The organism is Scytonema hofmannii PCC 7110 (assembly GCF_000346485.2).
In the GTDB taxonomy this organism is placed as follows: domain Bacteria; phylum Cyanobacteriota; class Cyanobacteriia; order Cyanobacteriales; family Nostocaceae; genus Scytonema; species Scytonema hofmannii.
Genome location: NZ_KQ976354.1, coordinates 9863379 through 9890143 on the forward strand (window position 1 = coordinate 9863379; position 26765 = coordinate 9890143).

Here is a 26765-nt window from a genome sequence, read left to right on the forward strand (position 1 = left end):
TGAAGTAACACCATAACAACCACGTATAAAAAACAAGATAAATACAGCACTGAGAAAAAGAAACCCGGTTTCGCACTTATTTACCGGGTTTCTGAATTTGGTTTATCTTAACTGTATTGATTAATAACTAGATTTTTTTCGTTTGAGCTTTTGCTTCTTGCGTCGCTGTTGCGAAGAAGCCTGATCTACCGGATAGCCAATTAGAGGAATCACTTGGTATTTTCGCTCATCCTCTAGCTTTTTGAGTTTTGTGTAATCAACCCAGTGAATGCAATCAACCGGACAAGTATCGATCGCTTCCTGAATTATGTCTTCTGGGTCACCATCTTGACGTATGGCACGAGAACGCCCGTAATCTTCTTCTATGTAAAATGTATTACGGGCAACGTGGGCACAATGCTTGCAGCCGATACAGGTGATTTCGTCAACATAAACCCCCTTTTGCCGCAGCACACCCCCTAATTCTGGTTCAAAACCGGAACGTTCTGGGTTATCTCGTAAAAAACCTCCCAATTCTGGCTCTAAACCAGAACGATTCTCTTCCCCTTGTTCCGGTGAAAGAAAATCGGACATTAAGCACTCCAGCGTTGTACGAGCAGGCGGATCGAACCATCTTCATTCTTTTGCTGTTCGGCAACTTGAAATCCCGCACGAGCCGTTTCTTTAACGACTGTATGGAATGCGTAGCGCTGTGTGACTTGGCGTAGAAACCCTTCCACGGTTAAGTTTTGTTGCCAGTACTGCAAATCAGCAACTAGTTCGTATTCTTGACCATTCCATCTAAAGCCGATGTCATAACCATTATCTTGTTCAATGGTAATTTCGGCGTTGTGCTTTTGACCACGATATCCACGTACTTCACGTGGACCTTGTTTCCAGTCTATTCCCAACTCGGATAAAGCATCTTTTAAAGATTCAAAGTTACGGATTTGGGTTTTAATTTGGCTGAAATGTGACATGGTGTTTATAATTTCAATGAAACTAAACTTTGTATGAAAACTTACCAATCGCTGAAAGCGCTTTGTGTATTTGCTACATTAATTTCCTGTACCTTAGTAGCAAAGTGTTCCGAAGTCGGCTCCTGACTTAGTACCTGTCCCAGCTGAGCCTCTATGGCTTTTGTGATTTCCCCACAGGAAGCACCAACTATGCCAGTGACTTTTTCTTGTACCCGACCGTCTGGATAAATTATGAATTCTAATGTTTCCATGCTTTTAGCCAACCAAAACACTAAGCTTGGACAGTAATGCTGTAGCAAGTAGCTGTCTGGGACAGATTTTTTTCCTTAGCTACAAATTTGCCATTTGTTAACTAATGTTCCATCTCTCAAAATATATATCTCAGAAAGTTAACAAAAATTATTATTTTTGTAAGTCCTTACCTCTGATATTTGTTAGTTTCCCTTAACCTTATCAAATAGTCAAGCTTCAAAATTCTGTTTGTAAAGAATGTGCTACAAATCTTAAAAACAAGCAGTAGCACCATCTAAAGGCTCCAAAAGCTCAAAACTTATTGAAATATTTTATCATTAACTACGAAGACTAGATGATTAAGGTCTTTAGGTGCTATGTGAGCCGAAACAATAGGTGTACGGTAAGCTTTTATCTATCGCAACGAGTGTATTGACCATGAATCCACAACAGGTAACAGGTTCTACCACTTTCGACAGTGCAATCCGCGTAGGAGTACTGGGTTTTGGCGGACTGGGGCAAGCAGCTGCTCGCGTACTCGCTCCAAAACGTGAAATGATTTTAGTGGCAGCAGCAGATAACAAAGGTTTTGCTTACGCCACTGAAGGTTTAGATGCTCAAGAGTGTATTGTAAAATATCAAACTCAAGGTTCCGTAGGTTACTTAGAAACCTTTGGAACTTTAACAAATCACAGTATTGAGGATTTACTAGACACAGCAGAAACTGTAGACGGATATTTTTTGGCTTTACCTAACTTACCCAATAACTTTATTCCCTCTGTCGCTAGGCAGTTTATTAATTCTGGTTGGCGTGGGGTATTAGTGGATGCTATCAAGCGCACGAGTGCTGTTGAACAACTTTTAGAAATGAAAGAAGAACTGCAAGCTGCAGGGATAACCTACATGACAGGGTGTGGAGCAACACCAGGGCTGTTAACAGCAGCAGCAGCTTTGGCAGCACAAAGCTACGCCGAAATTCATCGAGTGGAAATTACCTTTGGTGTGGGAATTGCTCACTGGGAAGCTTATCGCGCTACTATCCGCGAGGATATTGCCCATATGAGCGGTTTTGACGTAGAAACTGCTAGAGCAATGACTGACGCGGAAGTAGAAGCACTTTTAGATAAAACCAATGGTGTGCTGACATTAGAAAATATGGAACACGCCGATGATGTGATGTTGGAGTTGGCGGGAATTGTAGATCGCGATCGCGTCACAGTTGGTGGTATAGTCGATACCCGAAATCCCAAGAAGCCCATCAGTACGAATGTAAAAGTCACGGGTCGTACATTTGAGGGTAAAATTTCTACCCATACTTTTACATTGGGAGATGAAACCAGCATGGCAGCTAATGTCTGTGGTCCTGCCTTTGGCTATCTAAAAGCTGGTATTGGATTGCATCGGCGCGGAATTCACGGCATATTCACTGCTGCTGAAATTATGCCCCAGTTTGTTAAATAATAGGGTCTGGGGCATTGGGTATGGGGCATGGGAAAAGAATTATTTTCTTGACAAGCGTTGTTGGCATCTGCCCATAAGCCTTTGTTTTGTAAGCTGGGTTGAAAAGTCATGGCGTTTTTAACCCACTTTCTCTTTGTAGAAAAATCAGGAGAGGTTTAATGACATTACAAGAACTGCAAAAACAGGCGCTGCAATTATCAATCGGGGAACGTTGGCAGTTGGTGCAAATGCTGCTTCAATCCTTTATCTTTCTTGCCACATCACACCAATTAAATTGTGTCGGGATCGATGCCCATCTCTCTTAACCGTTCTGCCAATTGAGTTGCTCGTTGTCGTTCAGTCTCGGCTCGTTGTCGTTCAGTCTCAGCTCGTTGTCGTTCAGTCTCGGCTCGTTGTCGTTCAGTCTCGGCTCGTTGTCGTTCCTGCTCGCTTGACTCTTTTCCTGTTGGAATTACATTTCCCTTAACATCGCACCACCGCAACCAAAGCCCTGGTTGTTCTTCAAAGCTCCCCGTCCATAATGTCAAACCTAGCCCGACTGTTTCTAGCCAGAAAGGTGAATTCATTTCTACATACTTTCCTGCTGTCAGCGCATATACACGTAATAATGCACCGTTCATTTGCTCTGCTTCTTGAATCTGTTGTAAGGGGTCAAACACTGCATAATACGCAATTCCAACACGAGCATAATCATCTTTCTTGGTACCCAATTCTTTGCCTCTGCGGTTGGAAACTACTTCTATCGACACTTCTGGTGCTTTGCCAAACTCCCACACAAAGTAACTGCGATTCTGCTTTTGACTCCAATCTGCTGGCATTTGCACGTTTAAGCTCACAAAAGCATCTGGGACTAATGGATCTTGCTTTCGTGAGTAGAATAGTCCTACATTTGCCGCCACAATGAATGGAGTTGTCAGCACTGGGTTACTGTAAAGTGGCTCTACTAGCAGCCGTTGTTGCTTTTCACTCTGAAAGTTGTCCACTGGTTTGTCATCCTCGATTTCCAGTTGGCTAATGTCGGGGATAGCAATTTCCTGTGTATCTAGAAGCTGCTGTTCAGACATAAATTATGATTTTAGCCCAAAGTGATGACATCCCCCCTATTATAAGCTCAAATCATAAGTAATTGTTTTTCCAAGCCTGCCGCCTGCTGTTCAAAATTCTATTTTGATGGGAATTCAAGCATTTGGCATGTTCCACTCGTGTTAACTACTATACCAATGCTTTAGAAAACAAAACTGGTTCTAATGACTCCAACAACAGCATCAGGATTGTGAGCATCGTGATTGGGAGCTGTTAGTTCAAGCTTCAGCAGATAGACCATCTGAAGATAGGTTTTCTATTGTGCTTTCCTCAAGCAATAATTCCGGTGTGGAAATCACAACAAAAGGAAGATAAGCACCTGCAAAACCTCTTTTAATGCGTTCTGATGTTTCAGGAAATACAACAAACAATGGATATATGGTATTTGTCCCCTCACTTAAAATATGTTTGTAACGGGCGGGCATGAGCCATTCATAGTCTTTGTCCAAATAAACTTGCGTTTGTCGCCAACGTCCCAATAAATCAGAAAAATCTTCGTGGGGACGATGAATAAAAATCAATATTTCAGGTCCGGTTTTAATTTTCCATTCAGGATCGCACATCAAAATAGCTATATCGCAGGGTAGGCGAATTGCTTCGGCTGTTGTAGCTTCGCTACGAAGATGGGCAACAGGTAACGGAATTGCAATAACGCTTTCATCCGGACGTCGCAAGCTAGGAATCATTTCTAGGTAGGGACGGTGTTGCTTTAGCAGTGCGATCGCAGCCACAATATTGCTGTACTCTGCCAAACACGCTTCATAATGTGATTTTTGTACGGGCATAAGAATTCTGAATTATAAGTTATAAATTATGAATTATGAAAGATAATAACTTTTTCATTTTTTATCCTTCATAATTCTACCTTTTCCTTTCATTTAGCCCAGCTTCTCGAAGACTGCAAACAAAGGTAGATACATTGACATCAAAATAGTACCAACCATGCCCCCTAAAACCACAATCATAATTGGTTCTAAAATGCTAGTTAATGCTTTTACTGCTTGCTCAACTTCATCTTCATAAAAATCGGCGATTTTCATCAACATTCCATCTAATTCACCCGTTTCCTCTCCAATACTTATCATTTGAATTGCCATAAGAGGAAAAACTTTCTCTTTTTGCAAAGCAATACTAATCATACCCCCTTGTTGAATTTCTATTTTTGCTGCATCAATAGCATTAGCCACAACCTGGTTACCTGATGTATCTCGCACAATTTCTAAAGATGTCAGAATTGGTACACCCGAACGAGTCAAAGCACCAAAAGTTCTGCTAAAGCGAGCAACAGATGATTTTTGAATTAAGTCACCAAACAAAGGCGTTTTTAGTGAAAGACGGTCAATAGTTTCGCGACCAACTCTAGTTTTGTAATACTGTTTGTAGGCAATCTGAAAACCTACAACAACACCAACAACAACTATCATCTTCCAGCTTCTGAAAACATCACTACAAAACATCATGAATTGGGTTAGAGGCGGTAACGTTGTTCCTAATTCCTCAAAAATCTTAGCAAAAATTGGAATCAGGAAAACGGTCATTCCTACAAAGATACTAATTGCTATGACACTGACAGCAACAGGATAAGCCATTGCCGATTTAATTTGGTTTTGTAATCGTGCAACGTCCTCTAACAACTTAGCTAAACGATTCAAGACTTCATCCAAAACACCGCCGACTTCACCAGCCTGGATCATACTGACATATAAACCATCGAAGCAATCAGGATATTTACGCATTGCGTCTGAAAGGTTAACACCATTTTGAACTTCAGAGCTAATACCCACAAGAGCTTGTTTAAGTTTAGGATTACTACATTGTTCGGCTAAGACACCTAAACTTCTAACAATTGCCACACCTGCATTGACTAATGCAGCAAGCTGACGTGAGAAAACAGCTTTATCCTTAATAGAGACGCTAGTGAATTTTGTTGAAAGTTGTTTTAAATCAAAACCTTGAGCTTGTTTTTTGAGATCTTGGACGACATAACCCTGTTGTCTTAAAGAAGTACGGGCGTCAGCCAAAGAATCGGCTACAACTTTTTCTGTTTTCGCTTTTCCTTGTGAATCTTTAACACGAGCGACAAATGTTGGCATAGTATCAGAGAATGGGGAATGGGGAATGGGGAATGGGGAATGGGGAATGGGGAATGGGGAATGGGGAATGGGGAGTAGAGGTTAGTGGCGTGGAACAGGCGTCTCGCCTGTGATTGTTAGCAGTTATCTACTAACAACTGTACGGACGCAATGCCTTGCGCCCCTACTAACAACTAACTAGTAAAAATTAATGTGCTTTAGCTGCTGGTTTGGCACCTGGAGTGGGTGGAGGTGGAGCACCTGGACCAATAAGGCGCTGAACTTCATCTGGTTTGGAAGTCTTAGACATTGCTGCTTCAAAAGAGATGGTTCCTGCTTTGTATAAGTCGGCTAAAACTTTTTCTAGAGTTTGCATTCCCAACTTACCTCCTGTTTGAATAGCAGAGTAAATTTGAGAAGTTTTTCCTTCTCGAATTAAGTTGGAAATAGCAGGTGTTACCACCATAATTTCTTGAGCCATCACTCGACCATACTCACCGGGTTTGGGGTTTTTCTTAGAAACTAGTGTTTGGCTGAATACTGCTACCAATGAGTTAGACAACTGCACTCGCACTTGAGTTTGTCTTTCATGGGGGAAAACGTCAATGATTCTATCTACTGTTTGTGCTGCGGAACTAGTGTGTAGGGTTCCAAAGACTAAGTGTCCTGTTTCTGCAGCAGAAATAGCCAAAGAAATTGTTTCTAAGTCCCGCATTTCACCAACAAGAACGATATCTGGATCTTCCCGAAGTGCTGCTCTTAAAGCATTAGCAAAACTCTTCGTATCTTCATTGAGTTGTCGTTGGTGGATAAGACTTTTAACAGGTTCATAAACAAATTCAATTGGGTCTTCCACAGTCAAAATGTGTTCTGCCTTAGTGCGATTGATTAAGTCAATACATGCTGCTAAGGTTGTGGTCTTACCAGAGCCTGTAGGACCTGTAACCAAAACCAATCCTCTGGGCTTATCTACCATTTCTCGAACAACATCTGGTAAACCCAATTTTTCAAAATTAGGAATCTTAGAACTGAGTGCTCGCAAACAAGCAGCATAGGCTCCACGCTCTTTATAAACATTGACCCGGAAACGCGCTAATCCTTTAACACCATAGGAACAATCTAACTCCCAAGTTTGTTCTAAGGTTTTACGTTGAGTATTATTCAACATACTAAAAATCAGTCTTTGGCACTGATCTACTGTCATTGGTTCGTCACCAATAGGAGTCAGTTTGCCACTAATACGAAAATAGGGAGGTAGCCCTGCAGATAAGTGCATATCTGAACCACCCATTTCAATCAATTGCTCCATCAAATCTTCAATCATTAATTCCATTTTTTTTCCTCAGGGGGTAGGGAGTAGGGAGTGGGGAGTGGGGAGTAGGGAGTGGTCACTGGTCACTGATTACTGGTCACTGAATCTAGGTGTCATACAGTATGGACAATCGAGCCATTCTGGTTGCAGTCCAGCATTGCAAGTTCTACAGGTAAGACCGCTCTTGCGCTTGGCTTTTAACTCTGCTTCTAAACCTGTATCGGTGAATGTAACTCGTTCTACTTCTTCTAAAGTCGTGGAACCTTGACGCACAAGATTCAAGCTGTAAGCTAGTAGGGTTTTCATCCCTTCTTCTACTGCTACTTCTTTAATGCGTTCTGTTGGGGCTTCTTCGGTGATTAAAGCTTGTAGACGTTCGGTAACTCGCATGACTTCATAAACACCACAACGTCCTTTGTAACCAACGCCGTTACAATCCGGACATGCATGATTCTTTGCTTTAGCTTCTTGAAGTTGTTCTGCTGTGAGGGTATTTGCTTTGTAAAAAGTGATACCAGCTTCTTGACGGGCTGATAGCCCGTAGCGAGCTAGTTCTTCTACAGTGGGAGTGTAAGGAATACGACAACTGGAGCAAACACGGCGTACCAAGCGCTGTGCTAAGACACCGATGAGGGAGCTAGAAACCATGAAAGATTCAATACCCATTTCTCCCAAACGAGCGATCGCACCTGGGGCATCATTTGTATGTAAGGTCGTGAGAACCAAGTGACCTGTTAAAGCAGCCTCAATTGCGGTTTTTGCTGTTTCTTTGTCTCGCGTTTCACCCACGAGTAACACATCTGGATCTTGCCGTAAGAAAGCTCGTAAAGCCGTTCCAAAGTCTAGCCCTTTTTCCCGAATCACTTGCACCTGAGTAATTCCGGGTAAGCTGTACTCAATCGGGTCTTCTACGGTACTTATATTAATGCCTGGAGAGTTCTTTTCTGAAAGAGCAGAATACAGGGTTGTTGTTTTACCAGAACCTGTTGGTCCGGTTACTAGAATTAGACCAAAGGGACGAGCAACCATCTCTTGGACTATATGTAGTGTCTCTGGATCTGTAATCAGCTTATTCAGCCCTAGTTGGGTTGAGGAGTTATCCAAAATCCGCAGTACTACCTTTTCCCCGTAGCGGCTGGGTAAGGTGTTGACACGAAAGTCCACCTTACGCCCCTCAAACAATCGCCGAATACGTCCGTCTTGAGGTAAGCGCCTTTCGGCAATATCTAGGTTGGAAATGATTTTGAAACGGGCTGTAACAGCAGGAATGATTTTTTTGGGCAGAGGGTCAAAAGCTTCACGCAGGACGCCATCTTTCCGAAAACGAATGCGTAAATTTTCTTCCTGTGGTTCGATGTGAATATCAGAAACCTTTTCGTGTAAAGCTTTACCAAGAATTCTATTAACCAAACTAATGACTGGAGCATCTTCAGCCCCCTTCATTGCTGCACCCAAATCGGCTTCGCCGTCTTCAGGTGCTTCATCCATATTGAGATTTTCTAAATTTTCTAAATCCTGATTGATATCTGTAAATTTTTCCTGTTCTATGTGCTTTTGCCGAACAGCCAGTTCATCCAAATACTGATTAATAAGTTGTTGATAGTCCTCTTGGGTAATGACCATGCGCTGCAATGCCAATCCCTGCGGGCGCAAGATACGGTTTAAGTCATCTGAAGCCTCTAAGTTATCTGGGGCTACCATCGCTACCAAAACAGAGGGTGGGTTTTGGTCATCATGTTTTGCCAAAGGAACCAAGCGATGGCGACGACAAATATCAACTGGAATGAGGGTGTCAATCAATTGACCAACAGTTGTTTGTCCAACTTGGCTGACTTCCGGATCGAGAGATTCTACGCCGTATAGTATTTTTAGTTCAAATAATTGCTGCTTTTTATACTGTCTGAGTAGTTCTGGTGTTAGCTGTCTGCCTGAAATTGTTTCCAATACTTCTGTCAGGGGTCTGCCTGACTTGCGGCTTTCTATCAGCGCTTGTCTCATTTGTTCGCTGTCAACAAAGCCAGATTGCACAAGTTTGTTGCCGAAGGGCGAAAACTCAGCTCTTGTTGTAAGAGCAGTACTGCGCCTCTGTGGTGACGAGTAAGTCATAGTATGTCGTTAGTTGCGAAAACCTCTAACTAGAGTATTCCCAACCTTTAAGACAGAATTGACATTGACACTCAGTAAATCAGTGACCAGTGACCAGTGACCAGTGACCAGTAATCAGTGACCAGTGACCAGTGACCAGTGACCAGTGACCAGTTAATCCTTATACTGAAAAGTAACGAATTTAAATCATGACTCAATTTCTTGTTTACCATATATGAATTTTGGGACTTTTAAAATATACGTAACTGGTCAATAATTACTGATTACTGATGACCGATCGCTGAAAATTTCCGTAACTTGTTAAGTGTTACGATGACTGGTTACTGGTTATTGGTCACTGGTCACTGGTCACTGGTCACTGGGATGTAGCGATAACCGTAAAATATCGCCTCTGGAAAAAGTACACAATGGTAGACGAAAATCAACAGCAGAACAATACAAATCAGCAATCAGGTGAATTAACTGAGGAACAGCAAACAATGACCGACTCTACAGTTCAAATCAATGCCAACGAAACCGGGAACGAGGTTAATCAGCAGTCAGAAACTCAAACTGAGACCGTCTTGGAAACAACTGCTGCCAATCAAGACAGCAATGTGGCTGCGACTGCTGACGCTACGACCGATCGATCCAACGCGAAAGAAACTGAACTGACTCAACAAATTGAATCTCTTAAAGTGCAGCTAGAAGAGCGTAGCACCCAGTATATGAGGATTGCTGCTGATTTTGAAAACTATCGCAAGCGCAATCAAAAAGAGAAAGAAGACTTAGAACAGCAGCTCAAGCGGAATACAATTACTGAATTACTCCCAGTTGTTGATAATTTTGAACGGGCGCGGGCGCAAATTAAACCCCAAAATGATGGTGAGATGACCATTCATAAGAGCTATCAAGGTGTTTACAAGCTCTTAGTAGATTGTCTCAAACGCCTGGGAGTTTCCCCGATGCGCCCCGATGGTCAACCATTCGATCCCAACTTACATGAAGCAGTATTGCGGGAACCTACGGATGAATATCCTGAAGGAACAGTGTTAGAAGAGTTAGTGCGCGGATATTACTTGGGCGAACGAGTGCTGCGTCATGCCATGGTGAAGGTGGCTGCTCCAAAGGAAGATGCACCTTCTTCTGAGGACGATCGCTCAAGTTCTGCAAATAGTTGAAAAGCTATTTGTCCTTTGTCATTGGTCATTTGTCCTTTGTTCTAAATTTAATGACTAATGACTAATGACCGCAAACAAAGTAATCCGCGTACATATCAATCCCGAAGTTCATCAGCTTTAACCGGTGGGAGCATATCCATAGCTAACACCGGGAATTGCCGCTTAAACCCAGGGAAATAAATACTGCGTAAAAATACCGATATTTATGAGCAAAGTTATTGGGATCGACTTAGGCACTACCAATAGTTGTGTCGCGGTTCTAGAAGGTGGTCAGCCGATTGTTATTTCTAATTCAGAAGGTGGACGAACAACTCCCAGTATCGTGGGATTTGGAAAAGGTGGCGATCGCTTGGTTGGTCAATTGGCAAAGCGTCAAGCTGTAACAAATGCTGAGAATACAATTTTTAGTATTAAGCGTTTTATTGGGCGTCGTTGGGAGGATACAGTTACAGAACGCGATCGCGTCCCTTATAACTGTGTCAAAGGTAGAGACGAGACTGTAGATGTTCAAATTCGCGGACGCAATTACACGCCCCAAGAAATTTCTGCCATGATCTTGCAAAAGCTCAAGCAAGATGCAGAAAACTTTTTGGGTGAATCGGTGACCCAGGTAGTGATTACAGTACCAGCGTATTTCACAGATGCTCAAAGACAAGCGACAAAAGACGCGGGTACTATCGCCGGACTCGAAGTCTTGCGGATTATCAACGAGCCAACGGCTGCTGCTTTAGCCTTTGGGTTGGACAAGCAAGACCAAGAACAGCTGATTCTCGTGTTTGACTTGGGAGGCGGAACCTTCGACGTATCCATTCTACAACTTGGGGATGGAGTTTTTGAAGTGAAAGCTACTTGTGGCAACAACCATTTAGGCGGAGACGATTTTGACAACTGCATAGTGCGCTGGATGGTAGAACGCTTCAAGCAGAAGGAAAAAACCGATCTGACTCAGGATAAAATGGCTTTGCAACGCCTGCGAGAAGCGGCTGAAAAGGCAAAGATTGAACTTTCGAGTATGGGTTCCACGTCCATTAATTTGCCGTTTATTACTTCTAACGAAACGGGTCCCAAGCATTTGGAAATGGAACTCAGCCGCGCTAAATTTGAAGAGATGGCAACAAATCTGATTGAAGCTACTATTGAACCAATGCTTCAGGCGCTCAAAGATGCTGAACTCAAACCTCAAGACATTGACCGGATTATTTTAGTGGGTGGTTCCACGCGCATTCCTGCGGTTCAAAACGCCCTCATGAAATTTTTTAACGGCAAAACTCCCGATCGCTCCATTAACCCCGATGAAGCAGTCGCACTTGGTGCTGCTATCCAAGCAGGAGTCTTGGGTGGCGAAGTTGACAATCTCCTCTTACTGGACGTGACACCCCTGTCGCTAGGAATTGAAACTTTAGGAGAAGTGTTTACAAAAATTATAGAACGCAACACCACAATTCCCACTAGCAAGTCTCAGATATTTTCTACAGCAGTGGATGGACAAACCTCTGTAGAAATTCACGTCCTTCAAGGTGAACGCGCAATGGCACGGGATAACAAGAGTTTAGGGAAATTCCTCCTTACAGGAATTCCACCCGCACCCCGTGGCGTACCCCAAATAGAGGTTTCCTTTGAAATTGATGTCAATGGTATCCTCAAAGTTTTGGCACAGGATAAAGGTACAGGTCGAGAACAAAGTGTTCGGATTACCAACACGGGTGGCTTGAGTGCCAACGAAGTCGAAAGAATGCGGCAACAAGCGGAAATGTTTGCTGAAGAAGACAAAAGACGCATGCAGTTGGTTGAACTGAGAAACCAAGCAGATAATTTGTTATACAGCTACGAATCGACCATTAAGAGCAATGGCATGGTTGTGAGCGACCAAATAAAAGCCTTGGCTGATGAAAAATTGATTCGCCTAAAAGCATTAGCGTCTGACGACACCATCTCAATAGCAGAATTCAAAGAGTGCTTGGAAGACTTCCAACAAACTTTGTTTAACATTGGGGCTGAAGTATACAATCGTGCTGGGACTCCAAGCGATGATGCCCCCGAAGAATCCGTTGCGTCATTGAAGTTAGAAGAACCTGTTGCGTCGGTGAGTGGAACAGCAACACCACAATTTAATTTTGATTTTGAAGACGAAAATACTATGCAGGCTGATTATGAAGCGATAGACTAGAAGGCTGCTAATGGCTAATTGCTGATAGCTAATTGCCATGAACCATTAGCCATTAGCCATTAGCAATTGCCAAATACGGTTTTCCACACTTTTTAGTGCGGCTAGCTCCTCTGTAAAATAGGCAGAGTTTTTGTCAATTACGTAGCACAATGGTAAAGGAGGCAGCTTTAGGTTATCGCTTTTACTGTCTGCTATGTTGATGACATCTACTGTAGTCTTTAAGTACTGAGTTATACTAAATTAGGATAAGCAGTACTGATTGACAGGGTTGAAATAGTTCAAATACGAAGCTTTTCAATCCCAAATCTAAAATCTAAAATCTAAAATCGATATAACCTAGTAGCTTATCGGCACAAGCCAATTGAAAAATTGTTATGGTGATTTTTGTAAAAGGTAAAAGGTAAAATCAAATATTAAGAAGTTTTAACCCTTGCCTTCTGCCTACTTGAACTTTTGAGCGATACGGCTGTACTCCGTTAAGCTTGCTTATCGCAAAGCCCGAAGTGCTCTGCACTTCAGCTAAAGCTGCTCAAAGTTCTTTGTTGCCTAGCTGCTTTCTACCTTTTAACTTTCACCTTTGCTATATGGCTCGCGACTATTATGAAATTTTAGGTGTCTCTCGTGACGCCGACAAAGAAGAAATCAAACGCGCTTACCGCCGTTTAGCCCGGAAGTATCACCCAGATGTGAACAAAGAACCGGGTGCAGAGGAACAATTTAAAGAAATTAACCGCGCATATGAAGTACTATCCGAGCCGGAAACCCGTGCTCGTTATGACCGCTTTGGTGAAGCTGCTGTAAATGGTGGAGCTGGCGTAGGCTTCCAAGATATGGGTGATATGGGCGGTTTTGCCGATATCTTTGAAAGTATTTTCAGTGGCTTTGCTGGTGGTGGTATGGGGGGTACAACGCAAAGGCGTCGCGGCGGACCCGTGCGAGGCGATGACCTGCGGTTAGACCTAAAGTTAGACTTCAGAGAAGCGGTTTTTGGTGGTGAGAAAGAAATTCGCATTTCTCATCTAGAAACTTGTGAAGTTTGTACTGGTTCTGGTGCTAAACCGGGAACCCGTCCGCGTACTTGTTCAACTTGTGGTGGAACAGGTCAAGTCCGACGCGTGACCAGAACACCCTTTGGCAGTTTTACCCAAGTTTCCACATGTCCCACCTGTAATGGTACGGGAATGGTCATAGAAGACAAATGTGACGCTTGTGAGGGTAAGGGCGCAAAACAGGTTACCAAAAAGCTGAAAATTACTATCCCTGCAGGCGTAGACAATGGCACGAGATTGCGGATCTCCGCAGAAGGCGATGCCGGTCAGCGTAGCGGTCCTCCTGGTGATTTATACGTTTATTTGTTTGTGAATGAGGATGAGGAATTCCATCGGGATGGGATTAACGTTCTCTCAGAAATCAAAGTTAGCTACCTACAAGCAATTCTAGGCTGCCGTTTAGAAGTGAACACGGTAGATGGACCAGTGGAATTGCTGATTCCACCTGGAACCCAGCCAAATACGGTGATGAAATTGGAAAATCATGGCGTACCTCGCTTGGGTAATCCCGTAAGTCGTGGTGACCACATGATTACAGTGTCGATTGATATCCCGACAAAAATTACGCCTGAAGAACGAGAACTGTTGGAGAAGCTAGCTAAAATAAAAGGAGATCGCACTGGTAAAGGCGGTCTAGAAGGATTTTTGGGAAACTTTTTCCACCAACGATGAATCTACCTTCCCTCTCAACGCCTGATGCTCAATTGGACTTACGCGGCACTCCTTGCCCGATAAATTTTGTAAGGACAAAACTCCGTCTGGAGCAAATGCAGCCCGGTCATTTGCTTGAGGTCTGGTTAGACCCAGGAGAACCAATTGAGCAAGTTCCTGATAGCTTGACTATGGCAGGCTTTCAAGTAGAGCAAATTGAAAACTGTAATGGTTACTATTCTTTATTAGTCCGCCGTCCCGTAGCTGTCTCATGAGAGGGGAAGACCTAGAACCCACTGGGCAGTTATTGGGTACGGTTTTAGCCGTACAGGCTAATTTTTATCGCGTGCAGTTAGATTTGAGGGACGAGGAAGACAAGGAGACAATTTCCCTCACTCCCTCACTCCCTCACTCCCTCACTCCCTCACTCCTCCTCTGCACCCGCAGAACCCGTTTAAAGAAAATCGGGCAGCAGGTGACGGTGGGAGATCGCGTGGTGGTTGAAGAACCAGACTGGGCGGGTGGTAGAGGCGCAATATCAGAAGTTTTACCCCGTAGAAGTGAATTAGACCGTCCGGCGATCGCGAATGTGGATCGAATTTTGTTAGTCTTTGCCGTAGCAGATCCGCCTTTAGAACCTTACCAACTAAGCCGTTTTTTGCTAAAAGCTGAGTCCACAGGTTTAGATGTGGTTTTATGCTTAAATAAGAGCGATTTGATTTCCAGTAAACAGCAAAGAGAAATTAGCGATCGCTTAGCCAGTTGGGGCTACGAACCACTCTTTGTTAGTGTAAATAAAAGTATAAATCTTAACCAGATAGCGACTAGTCTTCAAGAAAAAATTACCGTTATAGCCGGACCATCAGGCGTTGGAAAGTCCAGCCTGATCAACGCATTAATTCCCAACGCCAATTTACGAGTAGGCGAAATTTCCGGTAAACTGGCAAGAGGTCGCCATACCACCCGTCATGTAGAATTATTTGAATTGCCTGGTGGTGGTTTGCTTGCGGATACTCCAGGTTTTAATCAACCCGATCTTGATATTTCCCCTGAAGAATTAGCAACTTTATTCCCAGAAGCAAGGCAGAGACTAGCGGTAGAGAGTTGCCGTTTTAGTGATTGCTTGCATAAGGACGAACCGGAATGCGTTGTGCGTGGAGATTGGGAAAGATACCAGCACTACTTGGATTTTTTAGAAGAAGTCATTGAGCGCCAAACACATCTCCATCAACAAGCAGACCCCGAATCCACTGTAAAAATGAAAACTAAAGGAAAGGGGCAGACTAAGTACGAGCCAAAGCTAGAATCTAAAAAGTACCGTCGCATTTCTCGGAAAACTCAATTGCAGGAGTTGCAGCAGTTGTATCAAGAAACTGACGAGTAAGGAATCTTCGGTTGTTCGGTAAATCGACTTTTGCAGCTAAGCGATCGCGAAGCGCAAGCTGTACCCAGCTTATCGCGCCTGCAGCAAGCGGCTTTACAAAAGCATTCTTTATGACTCTTGAAAACTCTCGCATTTGGTGCAGTTGTCGTGTGACACAACCGACAAGCAGGTGAACCACGATAGCATAGACTTAGACGCAACCAGAACCTTTTCCTATGTCTCAAATTCTTGCCACCACCTCTACCGTACAAGACGTTACTCAAGGTATAATTTTTCCACCTGGTGACCTTTATAGTGACGAACCTCCCTTGGAAAGCGATCTGCACCGCGAACAAATTGAATTGCTTGTCCGCCTGATAAAGTGGCATTGGCGAGAACGTCAGGATTTTTATGCCACAGGTAACCTGACCGTATACTTCAGCCCCAATCAAAAAAAGTCGGAAGATTTTAGAGGACCGGATTTTTTGGTGGTTTTAGATACAGAAAAGAAAGATCGCAAAAGTTGGGTGGTGTGGCAAGAAGACGGTAAATATCCCAACATCATCGTAGAGCTATTATCAGATTCAACTGCATCTGTCGATCGCGGTCTGAAAAAGCAAATCTACCAAAACACATTTCGGACTCCTGATTACTTCTGGTTTGACCCAGTGAGTCTGGAATTTCAGGGATTTCACATCCTAGATGGAGAGTATCACGAGCTGATACCGACTCCAGAGGGTTGGTTGTGGAGCCAGCAGTTAGGGCTGTATTTGGGAGTGGTTGAGCGGAAATTGCGCTTTTTTACGCCGGATGGACAGCTAGTACTTTTACCAGAAGAGGAAGCAAATCAACAATTACAACAGACAAACCAACAATTACAACAGACAAACCAACAATTACAACAGACAAACCAACAATTACAACAGACAAACCAACAACTGGAGCAGGAACGGCAAAAAGCTGAAAAATTAGCAGAACGGTTGCGAGCCGCAGGAATTGACCCAAATGAACTGGTGTAAAACGCGTTCTTTATGACTCTTGAACACTCTCGCATTTGGTGCAGTTGTCGTGTGACACAACCGACAAGCAGGTGAACCACGATAGCATAGACTTAGACGCAACCAGAACCTTTTCCTATGTCTCAGACTCTTGCCACCACCTCTACCGTACAAGACGTTACTCAAGGTATAATTTTTCCACCTGGTGACCTTTATAGTGACGAACCTCCCTTGGAAAGCGATCTGCACCGCGAACAAATTGAATTGCTTGTCCGCCTGATAAAGTGGCATTGGCGAGAACGTCAGGATTTTTATGCCACAGGTAACCTGACCGTATACTTCAGCCCCAATCAAAAAAAGTCGGAAGATTTTAGAGGACCGGATTTTTTGGTGGTTTTAGATACAGAAAAGAAAGATCGCAAAAGTTGGGTGGTGTGGCAAGAAGACGGTAAATATCCCAACATCATCGTAGAGCTATTATCAGATTCAACTGCATCTGTCGATCGCGGTCTGAAAAAGCAAATCTACCAAAACACATTTCGGACTCCTGATTACTTCTGGTTTGACCCAGTGAGTCTGGAATTTCAGGGATTTCACATCCTAGATGGAGAGTATCACGAGCTGATACCGACTCCAGAGGGTTGGTTGTGGAGCCAGCAGTTAGGGCTGTATTTGGGAGTGGTTGAGCGGAAATTGCGCTTTTTTACGCCGGATGGACAGCTAGTACTTTTACCAGAAGAGGAAGCAAATCAACAATTACAACAGACAAACCAACAATTACAACAGACAAACCAACAACTGGAGCAGGAACGGCAAAAAGCTGAAAAATTAGCAGAACGGTTGCGAGCCGCAGGAATTGACCCAAATGAACTGGTGTAAAACGCGTTCTTTATGACTCTTGAACACTCTCGCATTTGGTGCAGTTGTCGTGTGACACAACCGACAAGCAGGTGAACCACGATAGCATAGACTTAGACGCAACCAGAACCTTTTCCTATGTCTCAGACTCTTGCCACCACCTCTACCGTACAAGACGTTACTCAAGGTATAATTTTTCCACCTGGTGACCTTTATAGTGACGAACCTCCCTTGGAAAGCGATCTGCACCGCGAACAAATTGAATTGCTTGTCCGCCTGATAAAGTGGCATTGGCGAGAACGTCAGGATTTTTATGCCACAGGTAACCTGACTGTATATTTCAGTCCAAATCAAAAAAAGTCGGAAGATTTTAGAGGACCGGATTTTTTGGTGGTTTTAGACACAGAAAAGAAAGACCGCAAAAGTTGGGTGGTGTGGCAAGAAGACGGTAAATATCCCAACATCATCATCGAGCTATTATCAGATTCAACTGCATCTGTCGATCGAGGTTTGAAAAAGCAAATATACCAAAACACATTTCGGACTCCTGATTACTTCTGGTTTGACCCAGTGAGTCTGGAATTTCAGGGATTTCACATACTAGATGGGGAGTATCACGAGCTGATACCGACTCCAGAAGGTTGGTTGTGGAGTCAGCAGTTAGGGCTGTATTTGGGAGTGGTTGAGCGGAAATTGCGCTTTTGGACACCGGATGGACAGCTAGTACTTCTACCAGAAGAGGAAGCAAATCAACAACTAGAGCAGGAACGGCAAAAAGCTGAAAGATTAGCAGAACGATTGCGAGCTGCAGGAATTGACCCAGATGAACTTATGTAAAATATGATTTTTCCTAGCTAGCCCAAACTACACGTGGCAGAGTGGAGCAACTATGAGCCAAATAATCACTGATAAAATACGCTGGACAACATCTGATTTAGAATTATTAGCGGTTGATGAGTGGAAGCGCTATGAAATTATTGATGGAGAATTATTTGTGACTAGAGCACCTCACTGGCAGCATCAAGGAGCGGCAGGTAACATTTACCTGGAGTTACAAATTTGGTCTCGAACTAGTGGATTGGGCGAAACTCGCCAAACTCCCGGCGTAATTTTTACAGATGCTGATAACGTTATTCCCGACGTGGTTTGGATCTCCAATGAGCGCTTATCCCAATTACTGGATGAAGAGGGGCATTTGACTGGAGCACCAGAATTGATTGTAGAGGTTCTTTCACCGGGAGTTACGAATGAGCGTAGAGATCGAGAAGCTAAATTAAAGCTGTACTCGTTAAAAGGAGTGCAGGAATATTGGATTGCAGATTGGCGGTTACAACAGATAGAGATATACCGTAGAGACGCGGCTCAACTGAGACTGATAGCAACTTTGCTACCAAATGACGAAATTACTTCTCCACTATTGCCCGGTTTTAGCGCTCAAGTTCAGCGCTTTTTTGCTTAATTATATAACTATTTTGAAGTATAAGAATTAACTGGTCACTGGTCACTGGTCACTGGTCACTGTTCACTGGTCACTGTTCACTGGTCGCTGTCACAGGAAAAACGGATACGATCCCCAGAAAGTCTTAAAATACTCTTAAATCTTCCAAATCGCCAACCTTCAATCTACACGTACCACCTCGGAACTATTATTATGGCTATCGGCTACGTTGCGCTCGTACTTCATGCACATCTGCCCTTCGTTCGTCACCCAGAAAGTGACTATGTGTTGGAAGAAGAATGGCTCTATGAAGCCATTACGGAAACTTATGTACCCTTGCTGAGAGTATTTGAAGGCTTAAAGCGAGATGGCGTTGACTTTAAAATCACGATGAGCATGACACCACCGCTTGTGTCAATGCTACGCGATCCTCTACTCCAAGAACGGTACGACGACCACTTAGCTAAACTAGAAGAACTTATAGAACTAGAAATCGAACATAATGCACATAACGGTCATATTCGTTATTTAGGCGAACATTATGCCAGTGAATTTAAGGCGACACGAGAAGTTTGGGAACGCTATAAGGGGGACTTGGTAACAGCTTTTAAGCAGTTCCAAGATACAAATAACTTAGAAATTATTACCTGTGGTGCAACTCACGGCTACCTACCACTGATGAAAATGTACCCGCAAGCTGTGTGGGCGCAAATTAAGGTAGCTTGCGAACACTACGAGGAAAATTTTGGACGCCCCCCTAAAGGTATTTGGTTACCAGAGTGCGCTTATTATGAAGGTGTAGATCGGATGTTAGCCGATTCAGGGTTGCGCTACTTCCTCACTGATGGACATGGCATTCTTTATGCCCGTCCTCGCCCTCGATTTGGTACTTATGCCCCAATTTTTACAGAAACTGGTGTTGCTGCTTTTGGTCGAGACCATGAGTCTTCTCAACAAGTTTGGTCTTCTGAAGTGGGTTATCCTGGTGCAGCAGAATATCGCGAGTTTTACAAAGACTTGGGTTGGGAGGCAGAATATGAGTATATCAAACCTTTCATTATGCCTAACGGTCAGCGTAAAAATACGGGTATTAAATATCATAAAATTACTGGTCGCGGTTTAGGACTGGGAGATAAAGCTCTCTACGATCCATACTGGGCAAGGGAAAAAGCTGCAGAACACGCTGCTAATTTTATGTACAATCGAGAGCAACAAGCAGCTCATCTCTATGGTATAATGCAGCGCCCTCCAGTTATTGTTTCTCCCTACGATGCAGAATTATTTGGGCATTGGTGGTATGAAGGACCCTGGTTTATTGATTACCTCTTCCGTAAGTCCTGGTTTGACCAACAGACTTACGCAATGACTCACTTAGCGGATTATTTAAAGGCACATCCTACCCAGCAAGTTTGCCGTCCCTCTCAGTCCAGTTGGGGTTACAAAGGATTCCACGAGTATTGGTTGAATGAGACGAATACTTGGATTTACCCCCATTTGCACAAAGCTGCTGAACGGATGATTGAAATATCATATCGGGAACCAGAAGATGAGTTGGAATGGAGAGCGTTAAATCAAGCTGCACGAGAACTGCTATTGGCACAATCCTCAGACTGGGCGTTTATTATGCGGACGGGAACAATGGTACCCTATGCAGTACGACGGACGCGATCGCACCTCATGCGTTTTAACAAGCTTTACGAAGACGTTAAAATCGGCAAAGTTGACAGCGGTTGGTTGGAAAAAGTTGAGTTGATGGATAATATTTTCCCCAGTATCAACTACCGCGTTTACCGTCCTTTGTCATAGTCTGAAAGTAGGGTGGGCTAAAGCCCACCAATGTATAAGGAGTAAGGTGAACAACGCCCATTAGCTAAAGACGCGTTGCCCGATAAGCAAGGTACGGGCTTCCGCACTCTGCAAAACAAAAATCCCTCGCTAAGCAAGGCGAGGGATAATGTTCTCAAGTGATAATTAGATACTGTCGGGGTCAATGTTTAATTCGCGGAGTTTAGCGGCTAAGCGCTGTGCTTTTTGTTCAGCTGCTTGTTGTGCTTGTTCAGCTGCTTGTTGTGCTTGTTCAGCTGCTTGTTGTGCAGAGGCTTGTTCTTCAAAACTTAAAAGTGTTTGACTTTTTGCTGGATCGTAAAAGCGCATTTCGCCTTCTTTGAGTCGCAACTCTAAACCTAAGACTTCACTTGATAACGATACTGTACCATCTGCTAAGGTAGTGGTGACAACTGGGAGATAATTGCCATCTACTAGCCGTAAACCCTGAAGTGGAGGGTTGAGATAATCCCCTGTAGGGTCATATTGATAATATTCCCGTACTCCTAAAAAGGCGTAAATTCCTTTTTTTGCACCTTGGTCTTTGCTACGAGTGGTTTTTGAGGTAATTTCTAGCACAAAATCGGGCATTTTCCCATTTTCTTCCCAAGTTTTGTAACTGCGGCGTTGACGATTTTCTACACCAAAAATCACAAAGACATCGGGTGCGACAACTGATTCCGGAACTCCTTGTTCGTAGTAAATAAATAAATTGCCAGAAACATAAACATCAGGACGGTTTTGGAAATAAGTTCCCAGTACTTTTACTGAGTATAAAAGATATTCACGTGTTTGGTCGCTCTCAGCCATCGGCTTTCCGTCCTCATCTGGATATTCAATTGGAGTCATCGGGATGTATTCAACAGAGACTACCATTTGTCATTCCTCCAATGTTTGATGTTTTGAATAAATTTATTTTTAGATATTTCCATAATATTCATTTATAGAAACACCTATTGCACAGCTTTGAGTGTCGCGATCGCCTGACGTAGAGATTGAATATTTTGCTCAAACGTAAAGGTTGTTTCCTGAAGTTCTGCTTCTTCAAGAGCTACTAATGCCGCCTGCAAGTCTGGTAGATTGATGGTGCATAAATGCTGTTGTAAACTTTGAGCTATGAAGTCTAAAGCATAAGCAACACTCGATCGAACATTATCATCTTGGTCTTTCAAAGCTGAAATGAGGGCGGGTATAGCAACTTTAGCATCAGGTCCTATTTTCTGTAGAGCACGAGCTGCAAAGCTACGAACCTCTTCATCTTCTTCCTTTAAAGCGTCAATTAGGGCTGGTATAGCAACTTTGGCTTGTGAACCGAGTTGTGCTAGAGCATTAGCAGCAGATGAGCGATAGAAACTTTCCCGATCCTGAAGAGTTGCAATCAGGATAGGAATTGTGTCTTGAACGGGTGAACCTATACTGATTAACGCTGATGCAGCCTTGTATCGAACATCCCCATCCACATCTTTAAGAGCAGAAGTCAGAGCCGGAATTGCTGCTTGGGCATTACCAAAATTTGCCAAAGCATCAGCAGCAGAAGCGCGAACTAAGTCAACCTCATCTTGAAGAGCAGCAATCAGCGGTTGAATAGCTTGAGTTTCCTTGATGAATCCCAAAGCATAAGCTGCACCATAGCGAACTTGCCACTCCCGATCTTTAAGGGCTACGATTAAGTCAGGCACAGCAGCTTTGGCATTTGTTTGCATATAACCCAATGCCCAAATAGTACCTCTACGAATTGCCAAGTCTTCGTTGTTGTTGAGAGCATCAACTAGGTTAGGGACTGCATCCGAGCCGATTTGTGCTAAAGAAAAGGCAACAGCATTGCGAACATTCTCTTCTTTGTCTGCAAGAGCTGCAATTAGGGAGGGGACTGCAGCTAGTGCTTTTGAACCAATTCTTCCTAATGCCATAGCAGATGGGCGGCGAACATTCTCTTCAAAGTCTGTCAAGGCTGCAATGAGAGCAGGTACAGCAGCAACAGCATCAATTATGTTACACGATTCAATAAAAGGTCGCCAAGATGCATAAGGCTCCGGACGCATACAAGCTAAGATATGAGCAGCACGGCTCTTGAGATTGCTATCTTGGTCTTCTAGCGCTTGGATGAGAGCAGGTACAGCACTTGAACCAATTCTCCCTAAAGCATCAGCCGCAGCACGGCGAAGATTTATGTTATTATTGCCAAAGGCTAGCATCAACGCGGGTACAGCAGATGATGCTTCTGTACCTATTAAACCTAAGGAATAAGCACTGCTACAGCAAACCCCTTCATCTTCATCGTTAAGAGCTGCAATCAAGGCAGGAACGACAGATGCGGCTTTTATGCCCATATTACCTAAAGCTTGAACAGCTTTGATCCGAATTTTATTGTCGCTGTCGTTCAAAGCAGTCATTAGTATCGGGACGACTGCATCCGCTTCGGAATTAAAATTACCTAGCGCTTCAACAGCAATTGCTCGAACATCTCTATCTTCGTCCTGAAGCACTGCAATTAGCGCAGGTACAACTTCTTGACTAGCAAAATCCATACTTCCCAAACCCCAAACAGCGTTGGTGCGAACCCACTTATCGTTATCTTTGAGGGTGACAATCAGTGCTGCAACAATTTCTGGAAATTGTAGATGGATTCTTGCTAAAGCATTAGCAGCACCCCTACGAATATTCGTATTATTGTTCTTCAGGGCAGCAATCAGAGGAGAAACTGCTGATGCTCGACATCGAATAATCTCTTCTATAGCAGCTTCTTGTTCTTCAGGATTCTTAAGCTTTTGAATATATGCTTCCATTGCTGGCTGTATGTATTGTGTTGCTAATATTTTGCCAGGAAAAAGCTATATTAAGAGGCAATACTGCGTAGGTTTTGCGTAAAAATTTAAAAATACGTAGGTTGGGTTGAGGAACGAAACCCGACATTTACAGGCATTTGTTGAGTTTCTCTAAGGGGAAAGCCCAACCCACAAAAATTCGAGAGACCTTGTAGTATTGGATTAAGAGGATGTTTTAACGGTCTCGATAGCGCGAATGAAAATAGGTATTGGTTGTTCCTCTCATCATGGATTAGTTTCTATGGTATCGCTTAATCAGTCGTATCTTCTGATTCATCTCTAACTTTAAAATAGTAATAAAGATTAGCGATCGCTATATCTGATGCTTGCTTTAAATTAGATGTAACTAATGTTTTATAACCAGTCATTACAGATTGCCTATCAATATAAAACTCATATTCTCGGCGTAACTCAGGTTCAAACATAAATAGGAGTTGGTCGCGCAAAGAATAAAAATGGGACTTTTCTGCTAAACTTTCATATAAAATTTGTTCGGAGGGTATTTCTAATATAGTTTTGCTTAGGTTGGTATCTGAAAGAGGACTCATATCTGAATTATCAAAATCCGCACTACTCAAAAGTTTTAATTCTAATGGTGGGAGTGTTCGTATCCAGTCAATATGACTTTGCCATGATTCCAAGATAACTAAGTCATGGTTTTGAATGCGGGTAATTTCAGGAAATAGAAAATCAAGTTCATCATGTGATTCACAACACTCAACCACCATGCAAGCATCTTCACAAATTTTATGACGTAGATCTCCGAGGCGATCGCTGACTACTGAAATCTCATTCTGTACTTGATAAGTAGCAATAATTGCTTGTTCGATAGTCCAACCACATTCCATGCGGCGAAGTTGTCCGGGAGCACAAAGTTCTTCCAATAAGTGAGGATTGTTGTAATCAGCTAAAACCTCAAATAACATTCCTCTAACGCCATTGATTTCAGCATTTCTTTGGCTAATGTCTTGTAATTGTATCGCAGATCGAAAGCGGTTCATTGCTTGAATAAACAGCCCATACGCTCGTACCAATACTATCCGATGTTGTTCAAACTTGATATCTTGGGCAATTTGCTCAATGATTTGCCTAATTTCGGCTCCTTGGTCTCTCAAGGCTTGCTTCAAGTCAATGAATCCGTTTTTAACTTCTAGCCTCAATTGCTGCACTTCTTGTCTCAATTTCAGTGTTTGATGTAAATTTACTGCTGTCAATGCAACAGTCGCTACTGTTCCAACACCAATCAAGGCTGTAGTTGCTTGTAGTACTCCCAAGCTTGTCTGAATAGTTTGCAAGCCATCAAGCACTGTAGTAAATCCTTTATGCATTTGATACATCTGAGCGCCAGCAGTTAAAAACTGAGAAGCTTAAAAACCAAGCGACTTGCTACTGAGGTTCAGTGGTTGATTCAAAAGTCTGTAGATGGACTGCATCAAGCTGAGGATACTTTGAATGGTAAGGTCAAAATTTCTGAAGCAGAAAAGCTAAAAATACTAGAACAAATTGGAGAAGCCAGTGGACGTGATGTCAGAATTCGTATACTGGCAAATCAAATGAGAGAGCAGGCGTTTGAACAAGCTGCTGAATCTTTAGGTGAATGGTGTGAAGAATTAGGCGATCGCATGGTTGACAACAGCCAACGTTGGTATTCTGAACATAGCCCTGTATGGAACCAAAATAAGCTTATTCAAGATTATATCAATCAGTTTGTTAGAGATTTATCGAGAGAATTAGATAAGTGGGGTAACGAACAACTTCAAGATATTATCTTAAAAGAAAATTTAGAAACTTTAAATACAAATGTTGATTATGAGTTGGATGCTATTCAAGCTAAATTTAGTAATTTGGAGCAGCAAATCCAAACTAATTTTAGCGAGCAACTTAAAATTTCAATTGACGGTATAACCGATGATTTTATGGGCTTGGGAGGAATTGGCGGTGGGCTTGGAATAGGTGGTGCTTTAGCAGCCGGATTAATCGTCTTTACAGGAGTAGGATTAATTGCGGTGATTGTCACTGCTGTAGCAACTGCAATTGCTAGTTCATTTGGATTGGGAATGTTAGACGTTGATGGATTACACGAGCAAGTCAAACAAAAAGTTTTAGAAATAGGATTGGACAAGTTTACAAAGGATGAGTCAATCGATAAAATTATTGATAAGCTAGAAGAAATCCTTCATGTAGTATTTAATAGCCGAGTAGAATCAGCAAATCGAGTCGTTGCACAAGCAATAACACTTTACGAACATTTGATAGAACAGCAGGAAAAAGTACATCAAGAGACTTTAGAACAACGTGAGATAGAAAAGGCTTGGATTTATCAAAAATGCCAAGAACTTGAGAGAAGCGTTTCAGAGATTGAAGAAGTTCTTAGTTAAAACGAAGGCAGAGGACGTATAGGACTCCTATTTGATTTCTGAAATATACGTAGGTAGAGCTATACTGCACACAAGCTTTATGTGTGCGGCATAGCCCTACCTACAGTACTGAGCTTTTTTCATAAATCATTTATGATTTCTATAGAAGAAATTAAGGTACAGCTAAAGATAGTAAGAGATTGTATCTTCACTGATTTAAGACCACCCGAAGGACTGATTAAGATATTACTTCCGAACCGCCATAACATGACCTCTCTTCTTCTTTCTTTCTTCGTGTACTATGCTTCCTTCGTCGGCACGCTACGCGAACGCGCCTTTGCGGTTCATTTAAATAAATATTCTTCAAGCGGGAGAGGAGTAATTAAAAAATAGGTAGAAAAAATTGCCTATCCATTACAAATAAACTCATAGCAAAACTGGAGCTAAATACCCCTTATAATTTAGTCCGCGTAGGCGGACTTCGTTTGTATAGCCACGATTTCTAATCGTTAGGGCCAAAAAGGGTCTATAACAATACATCAGCAAGTAGCTCATCTATTTCATCGCTCATTTCTTTTGTATAAGGAACAAGTTTAGATGGATTTTTCATAGCATCCTTCATCAAAAAATCAAGAAAAAGACTCATCATGAGAGCATCAGATTCTTCCAAATTGTCATCACTATCTGTCTCGACTCGCATTAGAAACATATCTTCTGACAAAACTTCAATATAACCTGAACTATTTACTAAATGGGAATAGTCTTTTAAAAAAGCTCTCAGTAAGTGAAAACCATCTTGAAAACCTATTTTGGCATGAGCTATAGAATAAATTTTCTTATGAGCCATCCAA

At 42.7% G+C, this 26765-nt stretch carries 24 protein-coding genes; 12 read left to right on the forward strand and 12 right to left on the reverse strand.

Features of this window, described 5'->3' with window-relative positions; translation table 11 throughout:
- Positions 1-120 precede the first annotated feature (120 nt).
- The 3 genes from WA1_RS41605 to WA1_RS41615 are packed head-to-tail and all read right to left on the reverse strand — an operon-like array spanning position 121 to position 1210.
- The gene (locus WA1_RS41605) at positions 121-573 is read right to left on the reverse strand and encodes a ferredoxin (RefSeq protein WP_017742961.1); all 453 of its coding nucleotides are present in this window, start codon (positions 571-573) and stop codon (positions 121-123) included.
- Positions 573-959 (reverse strand): DUF1257 domain-containing protein, encoded by a 387-nt coding sequence (locus tag WA1_RS41610; protein ID WP_017742962.1) that lies wholly within the window; start codon positions 957-959, stop codon positions 573-575. The genes WA1_RS41605 and WA1_RS41610 overlap by 1 nt, the downstream gene beginning before the upstream one ends.
- Before the next feature lie 41 nt (positions 960-1000).
- Positions 1001-1210 carry a DUF2997 domain-containing protein gene (locus tag WA1_RS41615; RefSeq protein ID WP_026134598.1) on the reverse strand — a complete coding sequence of 70 codons (210 nt, stop codon included), beginning with the start codon at positions 1208-1210 and terminating at the stop codon, positions 1001-1003.
- A gap of 418 nt (positions 1211-1628) precedes the next feature.
- Here WA1_RS41615 and bioU point away from each other — a divergent pair, with 418 nt between their 5' ends.
- Positions 1629-2651 carry a (S)-8-amino-7-oxononanoate synthase BioU gene (gene bioU, locus WA1_RS41620; protein WP_017742964.1) on the forward strand — a complete coding sequence of 341 codons (1023 nt, stop codon included), beginning with the start codon at positions 1629-1631 and terminating at the stop codon, positions 2649-2651.
- Between the two features lie 269 nt (positions 2652-2920).
- Here the strand turns inward: bioU and WA1_RS41625 are convergent, their stop codons facing one another.
- The 5 genes from WA1_RS41625 to WA1_RS41645 all read right to left on the reverse strand — a co-directional run bounded on the left by WA1_RS41625 (position 2921) and on the right by WA1_RS41645 (position 9224).
- Positions 2921-3715: a Uma2 family endonuclease gene (locus WA1_RS41625; protein ID WP_017742965.1), complete on the reverse strand. Its 795-nt coding sequence runs from the start codon at positions 3713-3715 to the stop codon at positions 2921-2923.
- A gap of 237 nt (positions 3716-3952) precedes the next feature.
- Positions 3953-4519 carry a hypothetical protein gene (locus WA1_RS41630; protein ID WP_017742966.1) on the reverse strand — a complete coding sequence of 189 codons (567 nt, stop codon included), beginning with the start codon at positions 4517-4519 and terminating at the stop codon, positions 3953-3955.
- Between the two features lie 93 nt (positions 4520-4612).
- Entirely contained in the window at positions 4613-5827 is a 1215-nt protein-coding gene (locus WA1_RS41635) for a type II secretion system F family protein (RefSeq protein WP_017742967.1), read from the reverse strand.
- Positions 5828-6014: 187 nt separating this feature from the next.
- The gene (locus tag WA1_RS41640) at positions 6015-7139 is read right to left on the reverse strand and encodes a type IV pilus twitching motility protein PilT (RefSeq protein ID WP_017742969.1); all 1125 of its coding nucleotides are present in this window, start codon (positions 7137-7139) and stop codon (positions 6015-6017) included.
- Between the two features lie 69 nt (positions 7140-7208).
- Positions 7209-9224, reverse strand: a complete 2016-nt coding sequence (locus WA1_RS41645) for a GspE/PulE family protein (protein WP_017742970.1) — start codon at positions 9222-9224, stop codon at positions 7209-7211.
- A 407-nt stretch (positions 9225-9631) separates the two neighbouring features.
- On the opposite strand from WA1_RS41645, the gene grpE reads away from it, so the two are divergent.
- The 10 genes from grpE to WA1_RS41695 all read left to right on the forward strand — a co-directional run bounded on the left by grpE (position 9632) and on the right by WA1_RS41695 (position 20714).
- Positions 9632-10384: a nucleotide exchange factor GrpE gene (gene grpE, locus WA1_RS41650; RefSeq protein ID WP_017742971.1), complete on the forward strand. Its 753-nt coding sequence runs from the start codon at positions 9632-9634 to the stop codon at positions 10382-10384.
- Positions 10385-10589: 205 nt separating this feature from the next.
- Positions 10590-12551, forward strand: a complete 1962-nt coding sequence (dnaK, locus tag WA1_RS41655) for a molecular chaperone DnaK (RefSeq protein WP_017742972.1) — start codon at positions 10590-10592, stop codon at positions 12549-12551.
- Between the two features lie 584 nt (positions 12552-13135).
- On the forward strand, positions 13136-14272 hold the full coding sequence (gene dnaJ / locus WA1_RS41660; RefSeq protein ID WP_017742973.1) for a molecular chaperone DnaJ: 1137 nt from the start codon (positions 13136-13138) through the stop codon (positions 14270-14272).
- Positions 14269-14526, forward strand: coding sequence for a sulfurtransferase TusA family protein (locus WA1_RS41665; RefSeq protein WP_017742974.1), 258 nt, complete (start codon positions 14269-14271; stop codon positions 14524-14526). Before dnaJ ends, WA1_RS41665 begins: the two co-directional genes overlap by 4 nt.
- Positions 14523-15635, forward strand: coding sequence for a small ribosomal subunit biogenesis GTPase RsgA (gene rsgA, locus WA1_RS41670; RefSeq protein WP_017742975.1), 1113 nt, complete (start codon positions 14523-14525; stop codon positions 15633-15635). The genes WA1_RS41665 and rsgA overlap by 4 nt, the downstream gene beginning before the upstream one ends.
- Before the next feature lie 215 nt (positions 15636-15850).
- Positions 15851-16633 carry a Uma2 family endonuclease gene (locus WA1_RS41675; protein ID WP_066613210.1) on the forward strand — a complete coding sequence of 261 codons (783 nt, stop codon included), beginning with the start codon at positions 15851-15853 and terminating at the stop codon, positions 16631-16633.
- A 117-nt stretch (positions 16634-16750) separates the two neighbouring features.
- Positions 16751-17491 (forward strand): Uma2 family endonuclease, encoded by a 741-nt coding sequence (locus WA1_RS41680; RefSeq protein ID WP_066613213.1) that lies wholly within the window; start codon positions 16751-16753, stop codon positions 17489-17491.
- Positions 17492-17608: 117 nt separating this feature from the next.
- The gene (locus WA1_RS41685) at positions 17609-18307 is read left to right on the forward strand and encodes a Uma2 family endonuclease (protein WP_017742978.1); all 699 of its coding nucleotides are present in this window, start codon (positions 17609-17611) and stop codon (positions 18305-18307) included.
- Positions 18308-18359: 52 nt separating this feature from the next.
- Positions 18360-18929, forward strand: a complete 570-nt coding sequence (locus tag WA1_RS41690; RefSeq protein WP_017742979.1) for a Uma2 family endonuclease — start codon at positions 18360-18362, stop codon at positions 18927-18929.
- A 192-nt stretch (positions 18930-19121) separates the two neighbouring features.
- Entirely contained in the window at positions 19122-20714 is a 1593-nt protein-coding gene (locus WA1_RS41695) for a glycoside hydrolase family 57 protein (RefSeq protein WP_017742980.1), read from the forward strand.
- 165 nt (positions 20715-20879) lie between these two features.
- On the opposite strand, the gene WA1_RS41700 is transcribed toward WA1_RS41695, so the two are convergent.
- The 3 genes from WA1_RS41700 to WA1_RS60805 form a co-directional block, all read right to left on the reverse strand.
- A complete protein-coding gene (locus WA1_RS41700) occupies positions 20880-21608 on the reverse strand; it encodes a Uma2 family endonuclease (protein WP_017742981.1) in 729 nt (242 codons plus the stop codon).
- Positions 21609-21685: 77 nt separating this feature from the next.
- Complete coding sequence (locus WA1_RS41705; protein WP_017742982.1) at positions 21686-23518, reverse strand: HEAT repeat domain-containing protein; 1833 nt, start codon at positions 23516-23518, stop codon at positions 21686-21688.
- Between the two features lie 290 nt (positions 23519-23808).
- Positions 23809-24894 carry a hypothetical protein gene (locus tag WA1_RS60805; protein WP_017742983.1) on the reverse strand — a complete coding sequence of 362 codons (1086 nt, stop codon included), beginning with the start codon at positions 24892-24894 and terminating at the stop codon, positions 23809-23811.
- A 66-nt stretch (positions 24895-24960) separates the two neighbouring features.
- Between WA1_RS60805 and WA1_RS41715 the strand changes: the two genes are divergently transcribed.
- A complete protein-coding gene (locus tag WA1_RS41715) occupies positions 24961-25935 on the forward strand; it encodes a hypothetical protein (protein ID WP_017742984.1) in 975 nt (324 codons plus the stop codon).
- A gap of 505 nt (positions 25936-26440) precedes the next feature.
- Here the strand turns inward: WA1_RS41715 and WA1_RS41720 are convergent.
- Positions 26441-26761, reverse strand: coding sequence for an AbrB/MazE/SpoVT family DNA-binding domain-containing protein (locus WA1_RS41720; protein ID WP_017742985.1), 321 nt, complete (start codon positions 26759-26761; stop codon positions 26441-26443).
- Positions 26762-26765: the final 4 nt, after the last annotated feature.

Bases quoted from the DNA above. Each gene is read 5' to 3' on its own strand.
- WA1_RS41605 (WP_017742961.1), bottom strand. From the start codon at position 573: ATGTCCGATTTTCTTTCACCGGAACAAGGGGAAGAGAATCGTTCTGGT.
- WA1_RS41610 (WP_017742962.1), bottom strand. From the start codon at position 959: ATGTCACATTTCAGCCAAATTAAAACCCAAATCCGTAACTTTGAATCT.
- WA1_RS41615 (WP_026134598.1), bottom strand. From the start codon at position 1,210: ATGGAAACATTAGAATTCATAATTTATCCAGACGGTCGGGTACAAGAA.
- bioU (WP_017742964.1), top strand. From the start codon at position 1,629: ATGAATCCACAACAGGTAACAGGTTCTACCACTTTCGACAGTGCAATC.
- WA1_RS41625 (WP_017742965.1), bottom strand. From the start codon at position 3,715: ATGTCTGAACAGCAGCTTCTAGATACACAGGAAATTGCTATCCCCGAC.
- WA1_RS41630 (WP_017742966.1), bottom strand. From the start codon at position 4,519: ATGCCCGTACAAAAATCACATTATGAAGCGTGTTTGGCAGAGTACAGC.
- WA1_RS41635 (WP_017742967.1), bottom strand. From the start codon at position 5,827: ATGCCAACATTTGTCGCTCGTGTTAAAGATTCACAAGGAAAAGCGAAA.
- WA1_RS41640 (WP_017742969.1), bottom strand. From the start codon at position 7,139: ATGGAATTAATGATTGAAGATTTGATGGAGCAATTGATTGAAATGGGT.
- WA1_RS41645 (WP_017742970.1), bottom strand. From the start codon at position 9,224: ATGACTTACTCGTCACCACAGAGGCGCAGTACTGCTCTTACAACAAGA.
- grpE (WP_017742971.1), top strand. From the start codon at position 9,632: ATGGTAGACGAAAATCAACAGCAGAACAATACAAATCAGCAATCAGGT.
- dnaK (WP_017742972.1), top strand. From the start codon at position 10,590: ATGAGCAAAGTTATTGGGATCGACTTAGGCACTACCAATAGTTGTGTC.
- dnaJ (WP_017742973.1), top strand. From the start codon at position 13,136: ATGGCTCGCGACTATTATGAAATTTTAGGTGTCTCTCGTGACGCCGAC.
- WA1_RS41665 (WP_017742974.1), top strand. From the start codon at position 14,269: ATGAATCTACCTTCCCTCTCAACGCCTGATGCTCAATTGGACTTACGC.
- rsgA (WP_017742975.1), top strand. From the start codon at position 14,523: ATGAGAGGGGAAGACCTAGAACCCACTGGGCAGTTATTGGGTACGGTT.
- WA1_RS41675 (WP_066613210.1), top strand. From the start codon at position 15,851: ATGTCTCAAATTCTTGCCACCACCTCTACCGTACAAGACGTTACTCAA.
- WA1_RS41680 (WP_066613213.1), top strand. From the start codon at position 16,751: ATGTCTCAGACTCTTGCCACCACCTCTACCGTACAAGACGTTACTCAA.
- WA1_RS41685 (WP_017742978.1), top strand. From the start codon at position 17,609: ATGTCTCAGACTCTTGCCACCACCTCTACCGTACAAGACGTTACTCAA.
- WA1_RS41690 (WP_017742979.1), top strand. From the start codon at position 18,360: ATGAGCCAAATAATCACTGATAAAATACGCTGGACAACATCTGATTTA.
- WA1_RS41695 (WP_017742980.1), top strand. From the start codon at position 19,122: ATGGCTATCGGCTACGTTGCGCTCGTACTTCATGCACATCTGCCCTTC.
- WA1_RS41700 (WP_017742981.1), bottom strand. From the start codon at position 21,608: ATGGTAGTCTCTGTTGAATACATCCCGATGACTCCAATTGAATATCCA.
- WA1_RS41705 (WP_017742982.1), bottom strand. From the start codon at position 23,518: ATGGAAGCATATATTCAAAAGCTTAAGAATCCTGAAGAACAAGAAGCT.
- WA1_RS60805 (WP_017742983.1), bottom strand. From the start codon at position 24,894: ATGTATCAAATGCATAAAGGATTTACTACAGTGCTTGATGGCTTGCAA.
- WA1_RS41720 (WP_017742985.1), bottom strand. From the start codon at position 26,761: ATGGCTCATAAGAAAATTTATTCTATAGCTCATGCCAAAATAGGTTTT.